The 16,682-nt window shown below is 63.0% G+C and carries 11 protein-coding genes; 5 read left to right on the forward strand and 6 right to left on the reverse strand.

The genetic code is table 11. The annotated features are described in order from the left end of the window. Both ABIV12_RS08435 and ABIV12_RS08440 read right to left on the reverse strand, forming a co-directional pair. A partial coding sequence (locus ABIV12_RS08435) for a TonB-dependent receptor plug domain-containing protein (protein ID WP_348058206.1) occupies positions 1 to 1,117 on the reverse strand: 1,117 nt, incomplete at its 3' end. 1,040 nt (positions 1,118 to 2,157) lie between these two features. Next, complete coding sequence (locus tag ABIV12_RS08440) at positions 2,158 to 3,189, reverse strand: hypothetical protein (RefSeq protein ID WP_348058208.1); 1,032 nt, start codon at positions 3,187 to 3,189, stop codon at positions 2,158 to 2,160. 352 nt (positions 3,190 to 3,541) lie between these two features. Between ABIV12_RS08440 and ABIV12_RS08445 the strand changes: the two genes are divergently transcribed. The 5 genes from ABIV12_RS08445 to ABIV12_RS08465 all read left to right on the forward strand — a co-directional run bounded on the left by ABIV12_RS08445 (position 3,542) and on the right by ABIV12_RS08465 (position 12,593). Continuing rightward, entirely contained in the window at positions 3,542 to 7,087 is a 3,546-nt protein-coding gene (locus ABIV12_RS08445) for a S8 family serine peptidase (RefSeq protein ID WP_348058210.1), read from the forward strand. A gap of 111 nt (positions 7,088 to 7,198) precedes the next feature. After that, positions 7,199 to 7,900, forward strand: coding sequence for a monofunctional biosynthetic peptidoglycan transglycosylase (gene mtgA / locus ABIV12_RS08450; RefSeq protein WP_348058228.1), 702 nt, complete (start codon positions 7,199 to 7,201; stop codon positions 7,898 to 7,900). Between the two features lie 124 nt (positions 7,901 to 8,024). After that, the gene (locus ABIV12_RS08455) at positions 8,025 to 8,963 is read left to right on the forward strand and encodes a glycosyltransferase family 2 protein (protein ID WP_348058212.1); all 939 of its coding nucleotides are present in this window, start codon (positions 8,025 to 8,027) and stop codon (positions 8,961 to 8,963) included. Between the two features lie 29 nt (positions 8,964 to 8,992). Continuing rightward, complete coding sequence (locus ABIV12_RS08460; RefSeq protein ID WP_348058214.1) at positions 8,993 to 12,004, forward strand: DUF11 domain-containing protein; 3,012 nt, start codon at positions 8,993 to 8,995, stop codon at positions 12,002 to 12,004. Between the two features lie 160 nt (positions 12,005 to 12,164). Next, complete coding sequence (locus ABIV12_RS08465; protein ID WP_348058216.1) at positions 12,165 to 12,593, forward strand: CBS domain-containing protein; 429 nt, start codon at positions 12,165 to 12,167, stop codon at positions 12,591 to 12,593. A 67-nt stretch (positions 12,594 to 12,660) separates the two neighbouring features. Here ABIV12_RS08465 and maiA read toward each other — a convergent pair whose 3' ends face one another. The 4 genes from maiA to hppD form a co-directional block, all read right to left on the reverse strand. Next, positions 12,661 to 13,329 carry a maleylacetoacetate isomerase gene (gene maiA / locus ABIV12_RS08470; protein WP_348058220.1) on the reverse strand — a complete coding sequence of 223 codons (669 nt, stop codon included), beginning with the start codon at positions 13,327 to 13,329 and terminating at the stop codon, positions 12,661 to 12,663. Between the two features lie 46 nt (positions 13,330 to 13,375). Then, positions 13,376 to 14,368 (reverse strand): fumarylacetoacetate hydrolase family protein, encoded by a 993-nt coding sequence (locus ABIV12_RS08475; protein WP_348058222.1) that lies wholly within the window; start codon positions 14,366 to 14,368, stop codon positions 13,376 to 13,378. Positions 14,369 to 14,404: 36 nt separating this feature from the next. Further along, a complete protein-coding gene (gene hmgA / locus ABIV12_RS08480; protein ID WP_348058224.1) occupies positions 14,405 to 15,703 on the reverse strand; it encodes a homogentisate 1,2-dioxygenase in 1,299 nt (432 codons plus the stop codon). Positions 15,704 to 15,779: 76 nt separating this feature from the next. Next, the coding region (hppD, locus tag ABIV12_RS08485; protein WP_348058226.1) for a 4-hydroxyphenylpyruvate dioxygenase at positions 15,780 to 16,682 on the reverse strand (903 nt) is incomplete at its 5' end.

Consider the following 16,682-nt stretch of genomic DNA (forward strand, 5'->3'; position numbering starts at 1 on the left):
CGGGGCCGAATTCGAGGCCGAACGGGTTGTAATAGCTGTCGGCCGAAATCCTGAGGCCTGCGCCACTGGTGATGACCGACGGCGCCAGCTGCGAGCTGGACGACGTCTTGCTGTGCATGACGGTCAGGTACGCATCGACGCTGTCGGTCAGGTGATACGTGCCATTGAGGAACGCGCTGGTGCGCTCCGTCGGGGCCGTGATCAGGTTGACGGTCGCGTAGTTGTACTTGTCCGCGTTGGTGAAGCAATGGTAGTTGGAGGTATCCGCCACGTTGCCGGTTGCGCCCGGATTGACCACGATCTGCGAACAGCCGAACGTGTCACGAAGCGGATTGCCAGCCGGAAGAACGATACGGCCACCAAGGACGCTTGAGGAACCACCAATGAAGGTGTACGGCGCGGTGTTCGGACCAGCGGTCAGGTCAACTGCGTTCTTGCTGAACTTGCGGTTGCCCGCGAGGATCTGGTCCTGCTTGTTGTACTCGACGCCGGCCATGATGCTGCCCTTGTCGGACGTCTGGCCAAACGTGAAATGGTAACCCTTGCGGACGCCGTCGTCGTGATCCGAAATGCCGTAGTCGGCACGGAACTCGGCACCCTGATAGTCGCTGCGCAGGATGAAGTTGACGACGCCTGCGATCGCGTCCGAACCGTACACGGCGGACGCGCCGTCGGTGAGGACTTCGATACGCTCGATGAGGCTCGACGGGATCGCGTTCGGATCGCCGTTGAGGTAGCGCTGACCGTTGATCAGCACGAGGGTGCGCTGCGAACCGAGGCCACGCAGACCGATACTGGACGTACCGGCGTACGCGCCGCCGTTGTTGACCTGCGTATTCACGTTGCCGCCAGTGACGGACGGCAGCTGCTGCAGCAGGTCACCGACTGTCAGCTTGCCCGACCGCTCGATCGTCGCGCGATCGACCGTGACAACCGGGTTGGAGGTTTCGATATCAACGCGGCGAATGTTGGAACCCGTCACCGTGATGGTTTCCAGCTTCTGGCTGGAGTCGTCCTGCGCAAGCACCGTACCGGCCGACAAGCCGACAGCGGCAGTGGCGCCCGCATACAACGCATAGCGCACGGCTTTGAAAAGCTCGTTGCTCATTAAATTCATTTCTCTCTCCAACGTCAGAAATTGTCGCAGCTCGGGACACTGTGCTCTCCCATTCCCTGGGAACGACCAAAACGGTCCACCAAAACCCTCGGCAGTGGACGATACTAACAAGATTCTTACGCTTTTGGAACCCCTGAGCGTCACCTTAACAACTTCGCCAATATCAACGATATCAATACGTTGAATTGCAAAAATCGTTCATCACTCGGCGACCCTCGTGCGACCTGGGCAGTTTTACGACGACATTCGCGGGCAATGTGTATTCGATGTTAGCGGACGATTCGACGGGTTTGACGAAATGCGCGCGACCGCCGGTGGAATGCGAAGTGCGACAGGGCGAGCCAAAATCGACTCCGGCGCATCGGGCGCTTGGCTAGAGCGTGCAATTCCTTGCGCGCGCCGATGGCAGATGCGGCATGTGCCGTTGCGCGGGACCGCCGTTCAACCTGCCGCGCCCGAGTGTCGAGCGTGCCGCGCCGCACAGGCGCCCGCGATCGAATCCATGGAACAGCGCGTCGCCTTCACGCGATACGCAGTCTGACCGCTTTGCTTCGCGCCGCTTTGCTTCGCGAGATGCCAGCATCGCCAACACGTGCACCACCGACGCTCACATCTCCCATCGAAGGCGACCAGGCTATCGGAGCGCGATCAAATCTCTGACGTTTTCGCCGGCGGATTCCTTCAGGGTCGCGCGCCTTTCGCAGGCGTTGTCGCGCGGGCAAGCAAGGCGGTGAGCGCGTTTGCTCGGTTGCGTTTCGTGAGCCACAACGGCCATGCGAAGACGCTCGAATCGCGAAAGAACACGCGTCGCCACTGCGATCAACTCGCTGATGAGCAGATCCTGCGAACGACGCTCTGCGTGCGTCAACGACGACAGAAATGTTCGGCTCCATGGGGTGTCAGACATTCGGTCGCCCTGATGACCGAATCCAGCCAGCGCACATGCATCGCTTTAATTGCGGAGGCGCGTCGGGATTCCCGTCAGGCGGATCGGACGACGCAGCCGTCCATGCCGTCAACAAGGGCGCAATCGCAGCGAGCTACAGATCCTGACGGTACTGAATGTATGGAGTGCGCGCCTGATTTTCTGCGTCGCGCGGAGAACTTGCAGGCGCCGACCACAGGTTTTGCGCACCGACGCTGAGTTCGCCGCTCCACGGCGTACGCCAGGAAACCCCAAGATCGAGCGAGGTCCATTTCTTTCCGGCAAGCAGTGGGTCGTCGCTGCTGAGGACGTGACCGACGACAGCGCCACGCAGCGATCCGACATCCAGACCCAGACTCAATGACAGCTGATCCAGATCGATACCCGGGGCGAGCGCATTCGGGAGCGCGCCCACCTGCGTCAGATGTCCACGCCCGAAACTGGCGCCGACATCCAAGGCAGATCCACTCTGGAATTGCCAGCGACCACGCGCATACACGGATGTTTCGCCATCGATCGCGTAGCCCATCGCATCGGGCAGCGTGAGCACCGGAACGAACGCAGAACCATTCGACAACCGGCCAAGCGTCGCGCCGTCGTTCTGCGATTGCAGCCACGACAGGCCGTACGACACATCAAGTCCGCCCTCGGCCGAGATCCAGCCGAGACCGAGCGAACCTGCAAGCGATCCGCGAGACCAGGCATTCGTCGACGCATTGCATCCGCCCGGAACCGCGCAGGGTGCCGTACCGCCGAGGACATACTCTCCAAGCAATGCATCTGCGTGGAATCCATCACCCATTTCCCAGCGCAAACCACCGGCAGCCGCGGCCGATTTCCCCGCAAGATGCCAAGCCGAGGGGCCAGCGTAGGCGGGCGTTGGCCCGATCGGCGATTCGGTCCACCCTTTCGGCAGGGCAACAACCGCCAGGAGCTGCCCGTTCGAACCCGACCAGATCGGCAATACAGGGGATCCCTGCGACCGCATCGGCCTGCCGGACGCATCCAGTGCCAACAGCTGCTCCACCAGCGGCGTACTGCCCACCGGCGTGCGCGCGGCCAACGTCGGCAGCGTCTGCGCCGCGCCCACCAGCGGGAGCAACGACAGCAGCACAACAAGAATCAGCCAGGCGAGACGAACGATCATCGGAAATCAGGGTGGGGATTGCAGACTGTTGAGAGTGTATCGACAGGGCGGAGTTCCCGCCCATTGAAGTCGGAACGATACTAGCTCAATTCACGAAAACCTAACAGCCTTCAGCATCCGGAACACGCACGGAAACGCCGTCACCGTCACAGTCTGTTCACTCGAAGACCGGATTCGCAAGCCCGAATCGATCCGAGCGGGCGCGAAGGGCGTCGGCGCATCGGCAGCTCGTTCCACGGGACCAGTCCATTAGGGCTTGAGAACTACGCTACTGGGTGGATGATCCCAGGGATTTCGCGACGCATACTCGGGAGGTTGTTCTTGACCGACTCATTTTCCGGGGAATCATCTGATGGCCTTACTTCCTGTACGCACTGCCCTTTCCGCAGCGCTCGCGCTTGCGCTTGGCGCGACGCTTCCTGCTGCCCATTCGGCAACACGGATGACAGCTGCAAAACCGTCCATCGAGAGCATCGATGCGGCGCGTAGCAATCCGGACGTGATCATCCTGCGTGCCGGCGTGTTCGATCCGCTGGCGCAGGAGATCGACAATCGCACGATCGATGCCGCCACCGACCGCACGCTGTCAGGCTACGCCATCGTCCAGTTCCAGCCCGGTCGGATCGCCGAGCGCAAAACCCTGGTCGATCGGGGCATGCAGATTCTCGGATACGTTCCGAACAATGCCTATTACGTCCGTCTGAGCGGCGTGTCCCTCGCCGACGTGCAACGCGAATCGGCGGTACGCTGGGCAGGTCCGGTCAGGCCCGCGTTGAAGCTCGATCCGAATCTCTGGCAGGCCAGCCGCGCCACGTCGACGGCGAAGCAGGCGGATGGTCGTTTCGAAATCATGGTGGAAGGATACGCCGGCGTTTCGTCGAGCGAGATCCAGGCGACCCTCATCAAGCAGGTGCCAGGCGTCGAGATCACGATGCGCAGCGAACGCGCCGACGCGATCCCGTACGTGCGCGCAAAGGTGACACTCGCCTCGCTTGATGCGCTCATTCACAGTGTGACGGCGATCGATGGCGTTGCGTATGTTTCGCCGTGGGCACCGACGCATACGATGAACTCGGGCGGCATCGCCGCGTTGCAGGGCAATTTCACCGGAACGTGCGCCGGCAGCGGGCCTGTCTGTGGCCCGGCTCCGATGTTCGATCATGGCATCGACGGCGCTGGCCAGATCATCGCGCTCGGCGACTCGGGTACCACGCCGAATGCGGCCTGGTTCGCGACGCTCGACAAGGGCACCGGACCACACACCGAAGTGACGTTCTCGGAAAGTCCCGCGCCGCTGCTGCCGGCCATCGGCACGCTTCACCCCGACAACAAGATCCTCGCGTACTGGCTCCAGCCCGGTGGCCCGACCGACTACGACTACGTCTCCGGTCACGGCACGCATACGAGCGGCACCCTGGTCGGCGACGCGGCAGGCATCTTCACGCCGAACACGTTCATGCCGTCGACGCCGCTGCTGCCCAACCATGACCTTGCCGACGGCATGGCGCCAAATGCGCAGTTGCTGATGCAGGACATCGGACCCGATGATCCGACCTCGGTCATCGTCCAGGATCTCGAAGGCACGCTGCAGCAGGCCTATTCCGGTGGCGCGCGCATCCACAGCGACAGCTGGGGATCGGGCACTTCAGGCGCGTATACCAGCGATGACGTCAACGTCGATCGCGCGACCCGAGAGAATGAAGGGATGCTCGTGGTCATTGCCGCCGGCAATGATCAAGCTGGCGCCATGGCAACTGGATCGCCCGGCAACTCCAAGAATTCGGTGACGGTTGCCGCACTCGGACATGCAGGCAGTCTCGCGAAGGCCGGCTTCTCCAATGCCGGTCCGACCGCCGACGGTCGCATGAAGCCCGACATCGCAGCGCCCGGCAGCGCAACCATTTCCGCGCGCAACAGCGCCGCTCCGATCAGCACGACCATCACGGCGCCGGTCACCCTTTCGGAATCGGGCACGTCGATGGCGACGCCGACGGTGGCGGGCAACGCGGTCCTCCAGCGCCAGTTTTTCGCGGACGGGTTTTATCCGCGCGGCGAGAAGACGGCTGGCGACGAATTCAATCCCACCGGTGCGGTAATGAAGGCGGTGCTGCTCAACGGGACCCGTCTGACCACGACGCCCTCCGCCTTCCCCAACACGGGCACCGGCTGGGGCCGCGCCTGGCTGGACGGCAACCTGTGGTTCAAGGGCACGATGACCGGTGGCGACGACAGCCGCCGCCTGCGCGTGTTCGAGCGGACCAACGATTCGGGCCTTAAAACCGGCGACGTCAACGAGTACACGATCGCCAACGTCGGCGCAGGCATCGAGTTTCGGGCAACGCTGACCTGGTTCGATCCGGAAGCCTCGGCCGGTACCGCGTCCGCGCTGGTCAACAACCTCGATCTCGAAGTGGTCGGTCCAGGCAACATCACGTATCTGGGCAACCATTTCGCGAGCAACGTTTCAACGCCCGGCGGCACCGCGGATATTCGGGATACCGTCGAGCAGGTGCGGTTCACGGCCCCGGTTGCAGGCAGCTATACGCTTCGCGTGAAAGGCACCAGCGTGCCTGGAAACGGTTCGTCCGGCAGCGACCGTCAGGGTTACGCGATGGTGGCGTCAGGCTCGTTCGCACTGCCCGATCCGGCCCCGTTCGCGGCCCCGACCGGATTGTCGGCATCGTCCAACACTGCGGCTGGCATCGTTGTCGGCTTCACGGGGTCGGCCGGCGCGCAGGCTTACCAGCTCTATCGTGCGCAAGGCACATGTGCGGCTGCCGGCGCGGGCGATTTCCATCTCGTGGCTGCCGGTGCGGCGAGCCCGCTGACGGACGATACGACCCAGGGCGGCTTCAGTTACGCCTACAAGGTGCGTGGCGTTCAAAACGATGTCGAAGGTGCTCCATCGAGCTGCTTCGACGTGGTGTCGAATGACACCTGCACGCTCGCGCCGGAATTCGACACCCACTCGCTGATCGGCGACGCGTCGAATGCCAGTTGCAGTGCCAGCCTCGCGTGGGCGCCGACCTCGGCGGTCTGCCCGGCTGCGACGACCGTCACCTACAAGCTCGAACGGGATACCGATCCCTACTTCGGTACTCCGCAAGTGATTGCTCCGGCGCTGACGACCAGCAGCTACACCGACACGACGGTGACCGACGGCACGCCGTACTACTACCGCGTCACCGCCAGCGACAGTCTCGGCAATGCTGCAGTCCCGTCCTCCGTCCTCAACCTCACGCCCAGTGGAGCGAACGGGCCGGATCCGGCAGGCTTCCTCGACGATGTCGACACGCACAGCTACATGACGATGGAGCCGACGTGGCAGATCACCAACACGGCGGCCAGTGCCGGGACGCACAGCTACCACACGAATGCGGATGCGCAGACGTATCTGGGGAATCTCTGCACGACGCTGACGATGCCGCCGCTGACCATCGACGCAAGCGCAACGACGCTGACCTTCCAGGCGAAATACGACATTGAGTATCACTGGGATGGTGTCGTCATGGAGATCTCCACCGACAGCGGATCGACATGGAGTGATCTGCCGCCGGTTGGCGGTTATCCGAGTTCGTTCGCGGAGACCGGCTCGCCGCCGGCAAACGCGTGCGCGTTCCCAGCCAGCCACGGTGCATTCAACGGCGTGTCGACGGCGGCCAGCAATGCCAATCCGGGCAACGGGACCGTGGCGTCGGTGTTCAAGCCCTTCAGCGCGAATCTCTCCAGCTTCGTCGGTCAGACGGTGCAGGTGCGGTGGCGCTTCGCGTCCGATCCGGGCGCCGAGTTCGACGGGTTCTACCTCGACCAGGTCCAGCTCGGGACGCCGGGGCCGGCGGATATCGTCTTCGCCGATGGCTTCGAAGGCGGCACGGGTAGCGACTTCATGTGCCATTGAGGGCAGTCAGGCGCAGTCCATCGGGGACTCGCGCCTGACCCACTCGCTGTATCCTTTGAACCGGCGCGGATCTCCGCGCCGGTTTTTTTCTTTCCGGGTTGATGCGTGCCATTGAGTAGCGCTCTCAAACGCCTGCTACGCGTGTGCCTGTGGGCCGGCGCAGGAGTGCTCGTGCTCAGCGTGCTGTGCGTGCTGTGCCTGCGCTGGGTCGCGCCGGTGACGTCCGCGTTCATGCTTGAACGCCGGATCGCAGCGGCGGTCGAGGGTGAGCACGACTTTCAGCTGCACTACCAATGGACGAACTGGTCGCAGGTGTCGGCACAACTGCCGATCGCGCTGGTCGCGGCGGAAGACCAGAAATTCCCGAGCCATCACGGGTTTGACATCGACGCGATCCAGAGCGCACTCGCCGACGCCGACGAGGGAGAGCGATTGCGCGGGGCAAGCACGATCAGCCAACAGGTCGCAAAGAACCTGTTCCTGTGGAACGGCCGCAGTTTCGTGCGCAAGGGGTTGGAAGCGTACTTCACGGTGTTAATCGAAGCGCTGTGGCCCAAGCGCCGCATCCTGGAGGTGTATCTCAACATCGCGCAGTTCGGCGACGGTGTCTACGGTGCCAGCGCCGCCAGTCGGCAGTTCTTCCGCAGCACGCCAGCGCAACTCGATGCCCGACAATCGGCACTGCTCGCTGCGGTGCTCCCGAATCCGGTTCGGTATCGCGTCGATCGTCCCGGCCCTTACGTGCTGCGCCGCGTCGCGTGGATCGAGCGGCAGGCGGTGCAGCTCGGCGGACCCGGCTATCTCCCGCGCTGACCTCCGCATGCCTGTCTGCGGTGGGCCGTCCGTTGCTGTCGTGGCATCGAGGCGCGATTCGATTGTCATGTCGGACACGGTCCGAACCGGCTAGCATTTCAACTCCCCTCGCAACGGTGTCTCCATGTCGAAGCTGACCGTCGTCGTTCCCGCCTACAACGAGAGCGAAGGGCTGCGCGAATTCCACGCGCGCCTGGCAGCGGTGCTCGACAGTCTCGATCTCGAGTCCGAAATCCTGTACGTCGACGACGGCAGTCGCGACGACACATACGACATCATGAATTCGTTGCGCGCCGCGGACCGGCGCGTCTCGACCCTGCGTCTGTCGCGCAATTTCGGCAAGGAACTCGCGCTGACGGCGGGACTCGATCATGTGGAGGCCGATGCCGCCATCGTCATCGACTCGGACCTGCAGGACCCGCCCGAGCTGATCCCGACGTTCGTCAAGCACTGGCGCGAGGGATACGACGTTGTTTATGGCACGCGCGCGTCGCGCGCCGGCGAGACTGGTTTCAAGAAGATGACGGCAACCGGTTTCTACCGCGTGATGGAGCGTTTGTCGTCCACCCCTATCCCGCGCGACACGGGAGACTTCCGCCTGCTGTCACGCCGCGCGCTCGACGCGCTCAAGCAGGTGCGTGAACGACAGCGTTTCATGAAGGGGCTTTTCACCTGGGTCGGTTTCCGGCAGTTGTCGGTGATCTACCATCGCGACCCGCGTCACGCCGGCCAGACCAAGTGGAACTACTGGAAGCTGTGGAACTTCGCGATCGAGGGCATCACCTCGTTCTCGAATGCGCCGTTGAAGATCGCGACCTACTTCGGGTTGCTCGCGGCGGTACTGTCCTTCATGTTCGGCCTGTGGGTGCTGGGCAAGGCGTTCTGGTTCGGCGATCCGGTGCGCGGCTATCCGTCGCTGATGGTTGTGGTGCTCTTTCTCGGCGGCGTCCAGTTGATGGCGCTCGGCGTGATCGGCGAATATCTCGGCCGGCTGTATGTCGAATCCAAACAGCGTCCTCTCTACCTCATAGATGAGTATCATCCTCCGCTGGGCGGGGACTGACTCCGCCTTCATCGAATGGGGGGACTCTTATGGGCAGACGCGTCGCAGTGTTTTCAACGGCAGCTCTTGCGCTGCTGATTGCAGGTGGCGCCTGGATGTCCGCGCACCGATTCCATCCCGGCTACGAAGTCGGCGAGGAAAATGAGCGCGAGAACGGCCGCCCGCCTGTTGAAGGCGACTATTGGGCGGTTCGGCTTGCCTACGGCGGAGACCCCCAGCACCTGCGCTTCGAGCCCACCTGGATGCTCGAATCGGCAAGGCAGGACCGCGCCATTGCCGAGGCAGTCCCCACCGGCAGACGAAGCTATGTCCGTTCGGCCGAGACCGCACTCGCCCTCGACCCGGATGCCTTCACCCTGCTCGGACCCATGCCGTTGCGCGGTGAAGGATTCGGCGCCGACAGCGCTGCGGGTCGAACCAATGTCATTGTCAGTGATCCCGACGATCCCGCGATCGCCTACCTCGGCTCCGACGGCGGCGGCGTCTGGAAAACAACGAACTGCTGTTCGGCCGCGACCACCTGGACGGTGAAGACCGATTTCCCCGAGATCGCAAGCATGGCGATCGGCGACCTGACCGTCGACCCTCAGAACCACAACGTCCTGTACGCAGGCACGGGTGACTTGCGCTACGGCTCCTTCTCGTTCGGTGCCGCCGGAATCCTCAAGAGCATGGACAAGGGCGAGACGTGGTCCGTGCTCGGACAGGACGTGTTCAATCCGCTCTACGGCCCTTCGACCAACGGATTCCCGCAGTACCAGTCGATCGGAAAGGTGGTCGTGGATCCGAATGATTCGGACAACGTGATCGTGGGCACCAAGACCGGCGTCTTCTTCTCCTACGATGCGGGCGGGACCTGGGACGGACCGTGCTTCACCAATGCGTTCTCGACGTCGACAACAGCGCAGCGTCAGGACATGACGGGTCTCCTCGCCGTCAACCGGAGCGGCTCCACCGTGCTCTATGCCGCGGTCGGTACGCGCGGACTTCCGACGCCTGTGCAGCCCGATCTGGCGAACAACGGCGCCAACGGGGTCTACCGCGCGAACATGCCGTCCAGCGGCTGTCCGGCCGTCGCTGACTGGACGTTGCTGACGAACGGGTTTCCGGCAGGAACCGGCAGCGGCGCGCCGAACACGAGCCGTGGTCGCCTGGAAATCGCGGTCGCTCCGACCAATCCGCTCATCCTCTACGCCATGTTCACCGACGTCACGACGCGCGGCATTCTCGGCATCTACAAAACGCTCGACGGCGGAGACACATGGGCGTCGATTGGAGCTCCGGGGAGTCCAGGCAGCCAGATGTGGTACGACGCGGGCATCACGGTATCGCCGACCGATCCGAACGTCTTCTTCGTGAGCACCGTCGACCTGTTCCGATCCACGAATGGCGGCACGTCGTACACGAACATGACCGACGCCTACAGCGGCGGTCCCGTCCACCCCGACAATCATGCGCGCGCGTTCGTGGGTGGCGACCCGCAGAAGCTGCTGAACGGAAACGACGGCGGCATCTACTTCGTCGACAACGCGATCAGCGCCACGGGTTCGGGCAACGCCAACTGGATTCCACTCAACGACACCCTGCCAACGATCGAGGTGTACCACGGCGACATCACGGCAAACTTCGCGACGGCGGCGACGTCCGGCGTCAATGCGGGCTTTCAGGACAACGGCAGTGCAACTGCCGTCTTTAACGGAACGCCGGCCGCCACCTCATGGAATGCCACCAATGGTGGCGACGGCATCGTGTCGAGAATCGAACCCGTGCTCGGGCAGCGCTGGTACTACTCGAGTCAGAACGGCAACCTCACGGTCAGCACAAACGGGCCGAACAATCCCGAAGCGAGCGCATCGGGTGCGTGGTCGGGCGACGTTTTGAGCTTTGTGTTTCCCTTCGACATCTATCGGTACGGTGCACTTGATGTCGCCGGCAGCGGGTGTACGAGCGCGCAAGGTTGCACGCATCTGATCGCCGGATCGAACCGGGTTTGGGAAACAACCACCGGCGGTGTCAGTGGCAGTGGGTGGGCGGCAAAGACCGGCAACGTGACCAAGAACAACTTGATCCTCGGCGGTGACAACAGGTCGTTCATCAACAACATCCACTACTCCGTGAGCGACCCGACAGTGGCGATCCTCGCGACCAATGACGGCAACGTGCAGTACGTCTTCGGGCTCGGCGCAGCCGGGGCCGCGACCGCCGTCAACGTCACCGGTTCAAACGCGGTGCTGCCAAATCGCCCGATGCTTGATGCCACCACCGATCCGCTCAATCCGCTGATCGGCTATGCGGCAGTGGGCGGATTCGCGCAGAACACGCCGTCCCGGCCGGGACACGTGTTCCAGGTGACTTGCAGCGCCCAATGCGCGTCCTTCAGCTGGCTCGACAAGACAGGCAACCTTCCGGACATCCCGGCCAACGCAATCATTGCCAATCCGAATATCCCCAAGCAGGTATTTGTCGGGATGGATTGGGGCCTGTACTACACCGACGATATCAGCGTGCCGACGCCCGTCTGGCAGCGCTTCGAGGGCCTTCCGCACGTGATGGTGTGGAGTTTCACGATCGACCGCGGGTTCACCACGCTGGCAGCATTCACCCGCTCGCGTGGCGTATGGGCATGGCCGCTACCGGTGAGTCAGGGCGGCGGCGCCGATCTCGCCGTCACCATCACGCCGCCGGACCGGGTCACGCCTGGTCTCGAAATGCACTACAGCATCACGGTCACCAACAATGGCTCCGACGCCGCCGTCAATGTGCAATTGGCGAGCCCGACACCAGCAGGTTTGACGTTCGGCTCGAACACGGGCGATTGCACCACGGCGTTTCCCTGCGTCCTTGGCACACTGGCCGCGGGTGAAACGCGCAACGTGACAACGTCGGCGTGCGTGTCGAGAACCTACACGCTTCCCGCGCCGGTGCCGTTGACGGCGTCCGTCGATTCGGACACAACCGATCCAGTGCCTGGCAACAACAGCGCCAGCGCGAGCGCACCGCTCGTGCTGTCTGTTTTCGCCGACGGTTTCGACTGCCTCTGAGGCGACGGGAATCGCCCTCCTGATGGGGCTTCGCACCGGCCAAGGCCGGTGCGAAGCGCATCAAGCGGCGTGCCGGTTTTGCGCGATGCAAGCTGCGCGACGACGAGCGCGGCGCTAGACTCGTGCGTGCGGCAATGCGCCGTGCCGGGAGGAGCCGAACATGATCCAGGTCAGCCATCTGCTCGCGGAAAAGGGCGGCCAGATCCACACGATCGGGCCAGATGAGCCGGTGCTCGCGGCGATCCAGCTGATGGCGGATCGCGTGATTGGCGCAGTGCTGGTGATGACTGGCGATCAACTGGTCGGCATCGTGTCGGAGCGCGATTACGCGCGCAAGATCATCCTCAATGGTCGCTCGTCGAGTGGAACGCCGGTGCGCGACATCATGACCGCATCAGTGATCACGGTGAATTCAACCGACACCATCGATACGTGCATGCGACTGTGCACAGACAGCCGGGTGCGGCATCTCCCGGTCGTCGATGACCGCAAGGTCGTCGGCGTCGTGTCGATCGGCGATCTGGTGAAAGCGGTGATCAGCGAACAGGGCGAGCAGATCGAGCAATTGCAGCGCTACATCGCCGGCTGAGAATGCGAGCCGGTCGACTCCCTTTCCCTGCGGAAATTCCGCATTGCTCGCTTGACCGTGGCAGCCGTCAGCTCGGCGGCGCGGCCGCTTGTCGCTCCGGTCTCGCCGCATCGAATGCGGGGAGCGAAAGGCATTGCGCGTCGATACGCTCGATGATCGGATATGTGCTCATATCGATGCCGAAGCGCCGCGCGTTGTAGACCTGCGGAACAATGCACGCATCCGCCATCGTCGGTGACTCGCCGTGGCAGTACATGCCGGTCGCCGCATCCCCCTCGAGGATCGCCTCGAATGCGCGCAGACCCTCATCCATCCAGTGACGCATCCAGCGGTCGCGTTCGGGTTGCGGAACGCCGTACTCGCGTTCGATGTACTGCATCACGCGAAGGTTGTTGAGCGGGTGGATATCGCACGCGACGAGCTGCGCAAGCCCACGCACGTGTGCACGATCGCGTGCTGCCGACGGCAACAGCGCGTGTTCCGGATGGATTTCGTCGAGATACTCGAGGATCGCCAGCGATTGCCGGATCACCCGCGCGCCATCGACCAGAACCGGAACCGTTTCCTGCGGATTGAGCGTTCGATGCTCGAGACTGTGCTGCTCGCCACCGTTGTCGACCAGGTGGACCGGCTTGGCGATGTAGGCCATCCCTTTCAGATTGAGCGCGATGCGCACCCGGTAGCACGCGCTCGAGCGCCAATAATCGTACAGCGTGAGTTCGCGGGTGCTCATCATGTGATTTCCCTTTCGGTTCGGAGCGGTTCCGTTGTCGTCCGTCGTATCAGCCGCGCGGCGGCTGGCAAGTCACGGTCTGCTCGATCGCGCCGAACAGGCTCGATCCGGCAGCGTCGGTGATCTCGATGCGTACCGTATCACCGAATTTGAGGAACGGCGTCGACGCTTTGCCATCGCGCAGGGTTTCGACGGTGCGCTGTTCGGCGAGGCATGAAGCGCCTTTGGACGTGTCTTCGTTTGCGATCGTGCCTGAGCCGACGATCGTGCCCGCCGACAGGGGTCGCGACTTTGCGACGTGGGCGACGAGTTCCGCGAAGCTGAACTGCATGTCGACGCCGCACTCGGCGGCGCCGAACCATGCGCCATTGATCCAGGTGCGCATTGGCAAATGGAGTTTCGCGTCGTGCCACGCATCGCCGAGTTCGTCCGGCGTGACGAAGACGGGCGACAACGCCGAGCGCGGCTTGGATTGGACGAAACCGAATCCCTTCGCCAACTCGCCCGGAATCAGGTTGCGCAAGCTGACATCGTTGACCAGTCCGACCAGCTGGATGTGTTCGGCCGCAGTCGCTGCACCGACACCCATCGGTACGTCGTCGGTCACGATCACGACTTCTGCCTCCAGATCGATGCCCCACTCGTCGCTCGACGCGAGAATCGGATCGCGCGGCCCGTAGAAGCCGGCGCTGGTTGCCTGATACATGAGCGGATCGGTGTAGAAACTTTCAGGTACCTCGGCGCCACGCGAACGGCGGACACGCTCGACGTGCGGGAGGTAGGCGCTACCGTCGACGAATTCATAGGCACGCGGAAGCGGCGCCGCCAGTACTGCGTCGTCGAGGTCGAATGCACCCTCGGCGCGATCTTCGTTCAGCGCCTGCGACAGCGCATTGAGGCGCGGCGCCACATTCGACCAGTCCTCCAGCGCGCGCTGCAGCGTCGGCGCAATCGCGTCCGCGCGCACCGCACGCTGGAGATTGCGACTGACGACGATCAGCGTGCCGTCGCGGCCACCTTCTTTGAGTGATCCAAGTTTCATGCGATGTCCATTGCGTGCAGGAGGAGTGGCGGTATTTCACGCGCCCGGCTTGAACCGTTTGGCAAGTCCGCGCCAGCAGTCCTGATAGTCGCCCTGAAGCGTGGACGATTCCAGAGCCTGGCGAGTGGGGTGAATGACGGCGCTCGTCTCGAACATGAAGGCCATCGTGTCGCGAACCTGATCGGGCTGCGTTGTATCGGCTGCAGTCGCCTTGTCGAAACTCGCCGCATCCGGCCCGTGGCCGCTCATGCAATTGTGCAGGCTCGAACCACCCGGCACGAATCCACCGGATTTCGCATCGTAGGCGCCGTGGATCAGCCCCATGAACTCGCTGGCAATGTTGCGATGGAACCACGGCGGCCGGAACGTGTTCTCCGCCACCAGCCAGCGCGGCGGGAAGATCACGAAATCCAGGTTGGCGGTGCCTGCGATACCGCTTGGCGACGTCAGCACGGTGAAGATCGACGGATCGGGATGGTCGTAGCTGATCGAGCCGATCGTGTTGAAGCGGCGCAGATCGTACTTGCACGGTGCATGATTGCCGTGCCACGCGACGACATCCAGCGGCGAATGATCGATCGCTGCAGACCACAGTGTTCCCTGGAACTTCGCGACGAGCTGGAAATCGCCGTCGATCTCTTCGAATGCCGCAACCGGCGTCAGGAAATCGCGCGGGTTGGCCAACCCGTTCGAACCGATTGGACCGAGATCCGGAAGATGGAGCGCGGTGCCAAAGTTCTCGGCCACGTATCCGCGCGCCTCACCGTCGGGAAGGTCGACACGGAAGCGCAGGCCGCGTGGAATCAACGCGATTTCCTGCGGCTCGACATCGAGCACGCCAAGTTCCGTCGCGATGTGCAGCCGGCCGTGTTGCGGAACGATCAGCAGCTCCGCATCGGCATCGTAGAAATAGCGGCCCTGCATCGACCGGTTGGCGGAATACAGGTGGATGCCGCAGCCGGTCTGTGCTGCCGGGCCACCGTTACCCGCCATCGTGAAGAGCCCGTCGATGAAATCGACTGCAGTTCCCGGAATCGGCATCGGATCCCAGCGCAACTGGTTCGGTGACGTCGGCTCGTCGCCGAAGCGATTGTGGAACCGGGCGTGGGGCAGTGCCGCGAATGTTCCGTGCACCGCAGCGGGACGCATCCGATAGAGCCAACTGCGACGGTTTGCGTGTCTTGGTGCGGTGAATGCAGTGCCGGAAATCTGCTCGGCGTAAAGCCCGTGCGCGACCCTCTGCGGAGAGTTGCGGCCGACCGGCAACGTGTCAGCAAGCGCTTCGGTCGCGAACTCGTTGCCGAAACCGGACTGGTAGCCAGCGATCACCGCCATGTCGCGTTTCCTCCAATGCCAGCTGTGTGATCCCACGACCCATCGTCTCGCAGGACGCCATCCCAGAAAAAAGGCGCTACAGCACGCCGCGCCGCATCTGGTCGCGTTCGATGCTTTCGAACAGTGCCTGAAAATTCCCTTCGCCGAATCCTTCGTTGCCCTTGCGCTGGATGATCTCGAAGAAGATCGGACCGATCGCGTTCTGCGTGAAGATCTGCAGCAACTTGCGCTGCTTGGTTTCCTTGTCGGCGTCGATCAGGATCTTGTTGCGCGCGAGACGAGGCACGTCTTCGCCGTGGTTCGGCACACGTTCGTCGATCACTTCGAAATAGCTGTCCGGTGTATCGAGGAAGGCGACGCCCGCTTCGCGCATCTGCTCGACCGTCGCGTAGATGTCGTCGGTGAAGCATGCGATGTGCTGGATGCCCTCGCCCTGGTACGCGTCGAGGTACTCGTTGATCTGCGATTTCGGGTCGTTCGATTCGTTGAGCGGAATGCGGACGATGCCGTCGGGCGCGGTCATCGCCTTCGACACCAGGCCGGTCTTGGTGCCCTTGATGTCGAAGTAGCGGATCTCGCGGAAGTTGAACAGCCGCTCGTAGTAATCGGACCACTTCTGCATGTTGCCGAAGTAGAGATTGTGCGTGAGGTGATCGATGAAGGTGAGACCGAAGCCCTTTGGATTCTGATCGGCGCCTTCGATCGCGACGTAATCGGCGTCGTAGATGCTGCCCGCGCTGCCATAGCGGTCGATCAGGTAAAGCATGCAATCGCCAATGCCCTTCACCACAGGCGCATCGACGGCCTTGGTCGAGGCCTTGTGGTCAATGGCCTCACCGCCGTTGGAGAGGACGGTTGCCAGTACCTCGGCGGACGTCTTCTGGAAGCGGATCGCAAAACCGCACGCGCAGGGGCCATGCGCGCGCGCGAAGTCGGCCGCAAATGAATCCGGATCCTCGTTCAGCAGGAGATTCACGCC

Source organism: Dokdonella sp. (assembly GCF_039926425.1).
Taxonomy (GTDB): Bacteria; Pseudomonadota; Gammaproteobacteria; order Xanthomonadales; family Rhodanobacteraceae; genus Dokdonella_A.

Bases quoted from the DNA above. Each gene is read 5' to 3' on its own strand.
- maiA (WP_348058220.1), bottom strand. From the start codon at position 13,329: ATGATGAGCACCCGCGAACTCACGCTGTACGATTATTGGCGCTCGAGC.
- ABIV12_RS08460 (WP_348058214.1), top strand. From the start codon at position 8,993: ATGGGCAGACGCGTCGCAGTGTTTTCAACGGCAGCTCTTGCGCTGCTG.
- ABIV12_RS08455 (WP_348058212.1), top strand. From the start codon at position 8,025: ATGTCGAAGCTGACCGTCGTCGTTCCCGCCTACAACGAGAGCGAAGGG.
- ABIV12_RS08475 (WP_348058222.1), bottom strand. From the start codon at position 14,368: ATGAAACTTGGATCACTCAAAGAAGGTGGCCGCGACGGCACGCTGATC.
- ABIV12_RS08440 (WP_348058208.1), bottom strand. From the start codon at position 3,189: ATGATCGTTCGTCTCGCCTGGCTGATTCTTGTTGTGCTGCTGTCGTTG.
- ABIV12_RS08465 (WP_348058216.1), top strand. From the start codon at position 12,165: ATGATCCAGGTCAGCCATCTGCTCGCGGAAAAGGGCGGCCAGATCCAC.
- hmgA (WP_348058224.1), bottom strand. From the start codon at position 15,703: ATGGCGGTGATCGCTGGCTACCAGTCCGGTTTCGGCAACGAGTTCGCG.
- ABIV12_RS08445 (WP_348058210.1), top strand. From the start codon at position 3,542: ATGGCCTTACTTCCTGTACGCACTGCCCTTTCCGCAGCGCTCGCGCTT.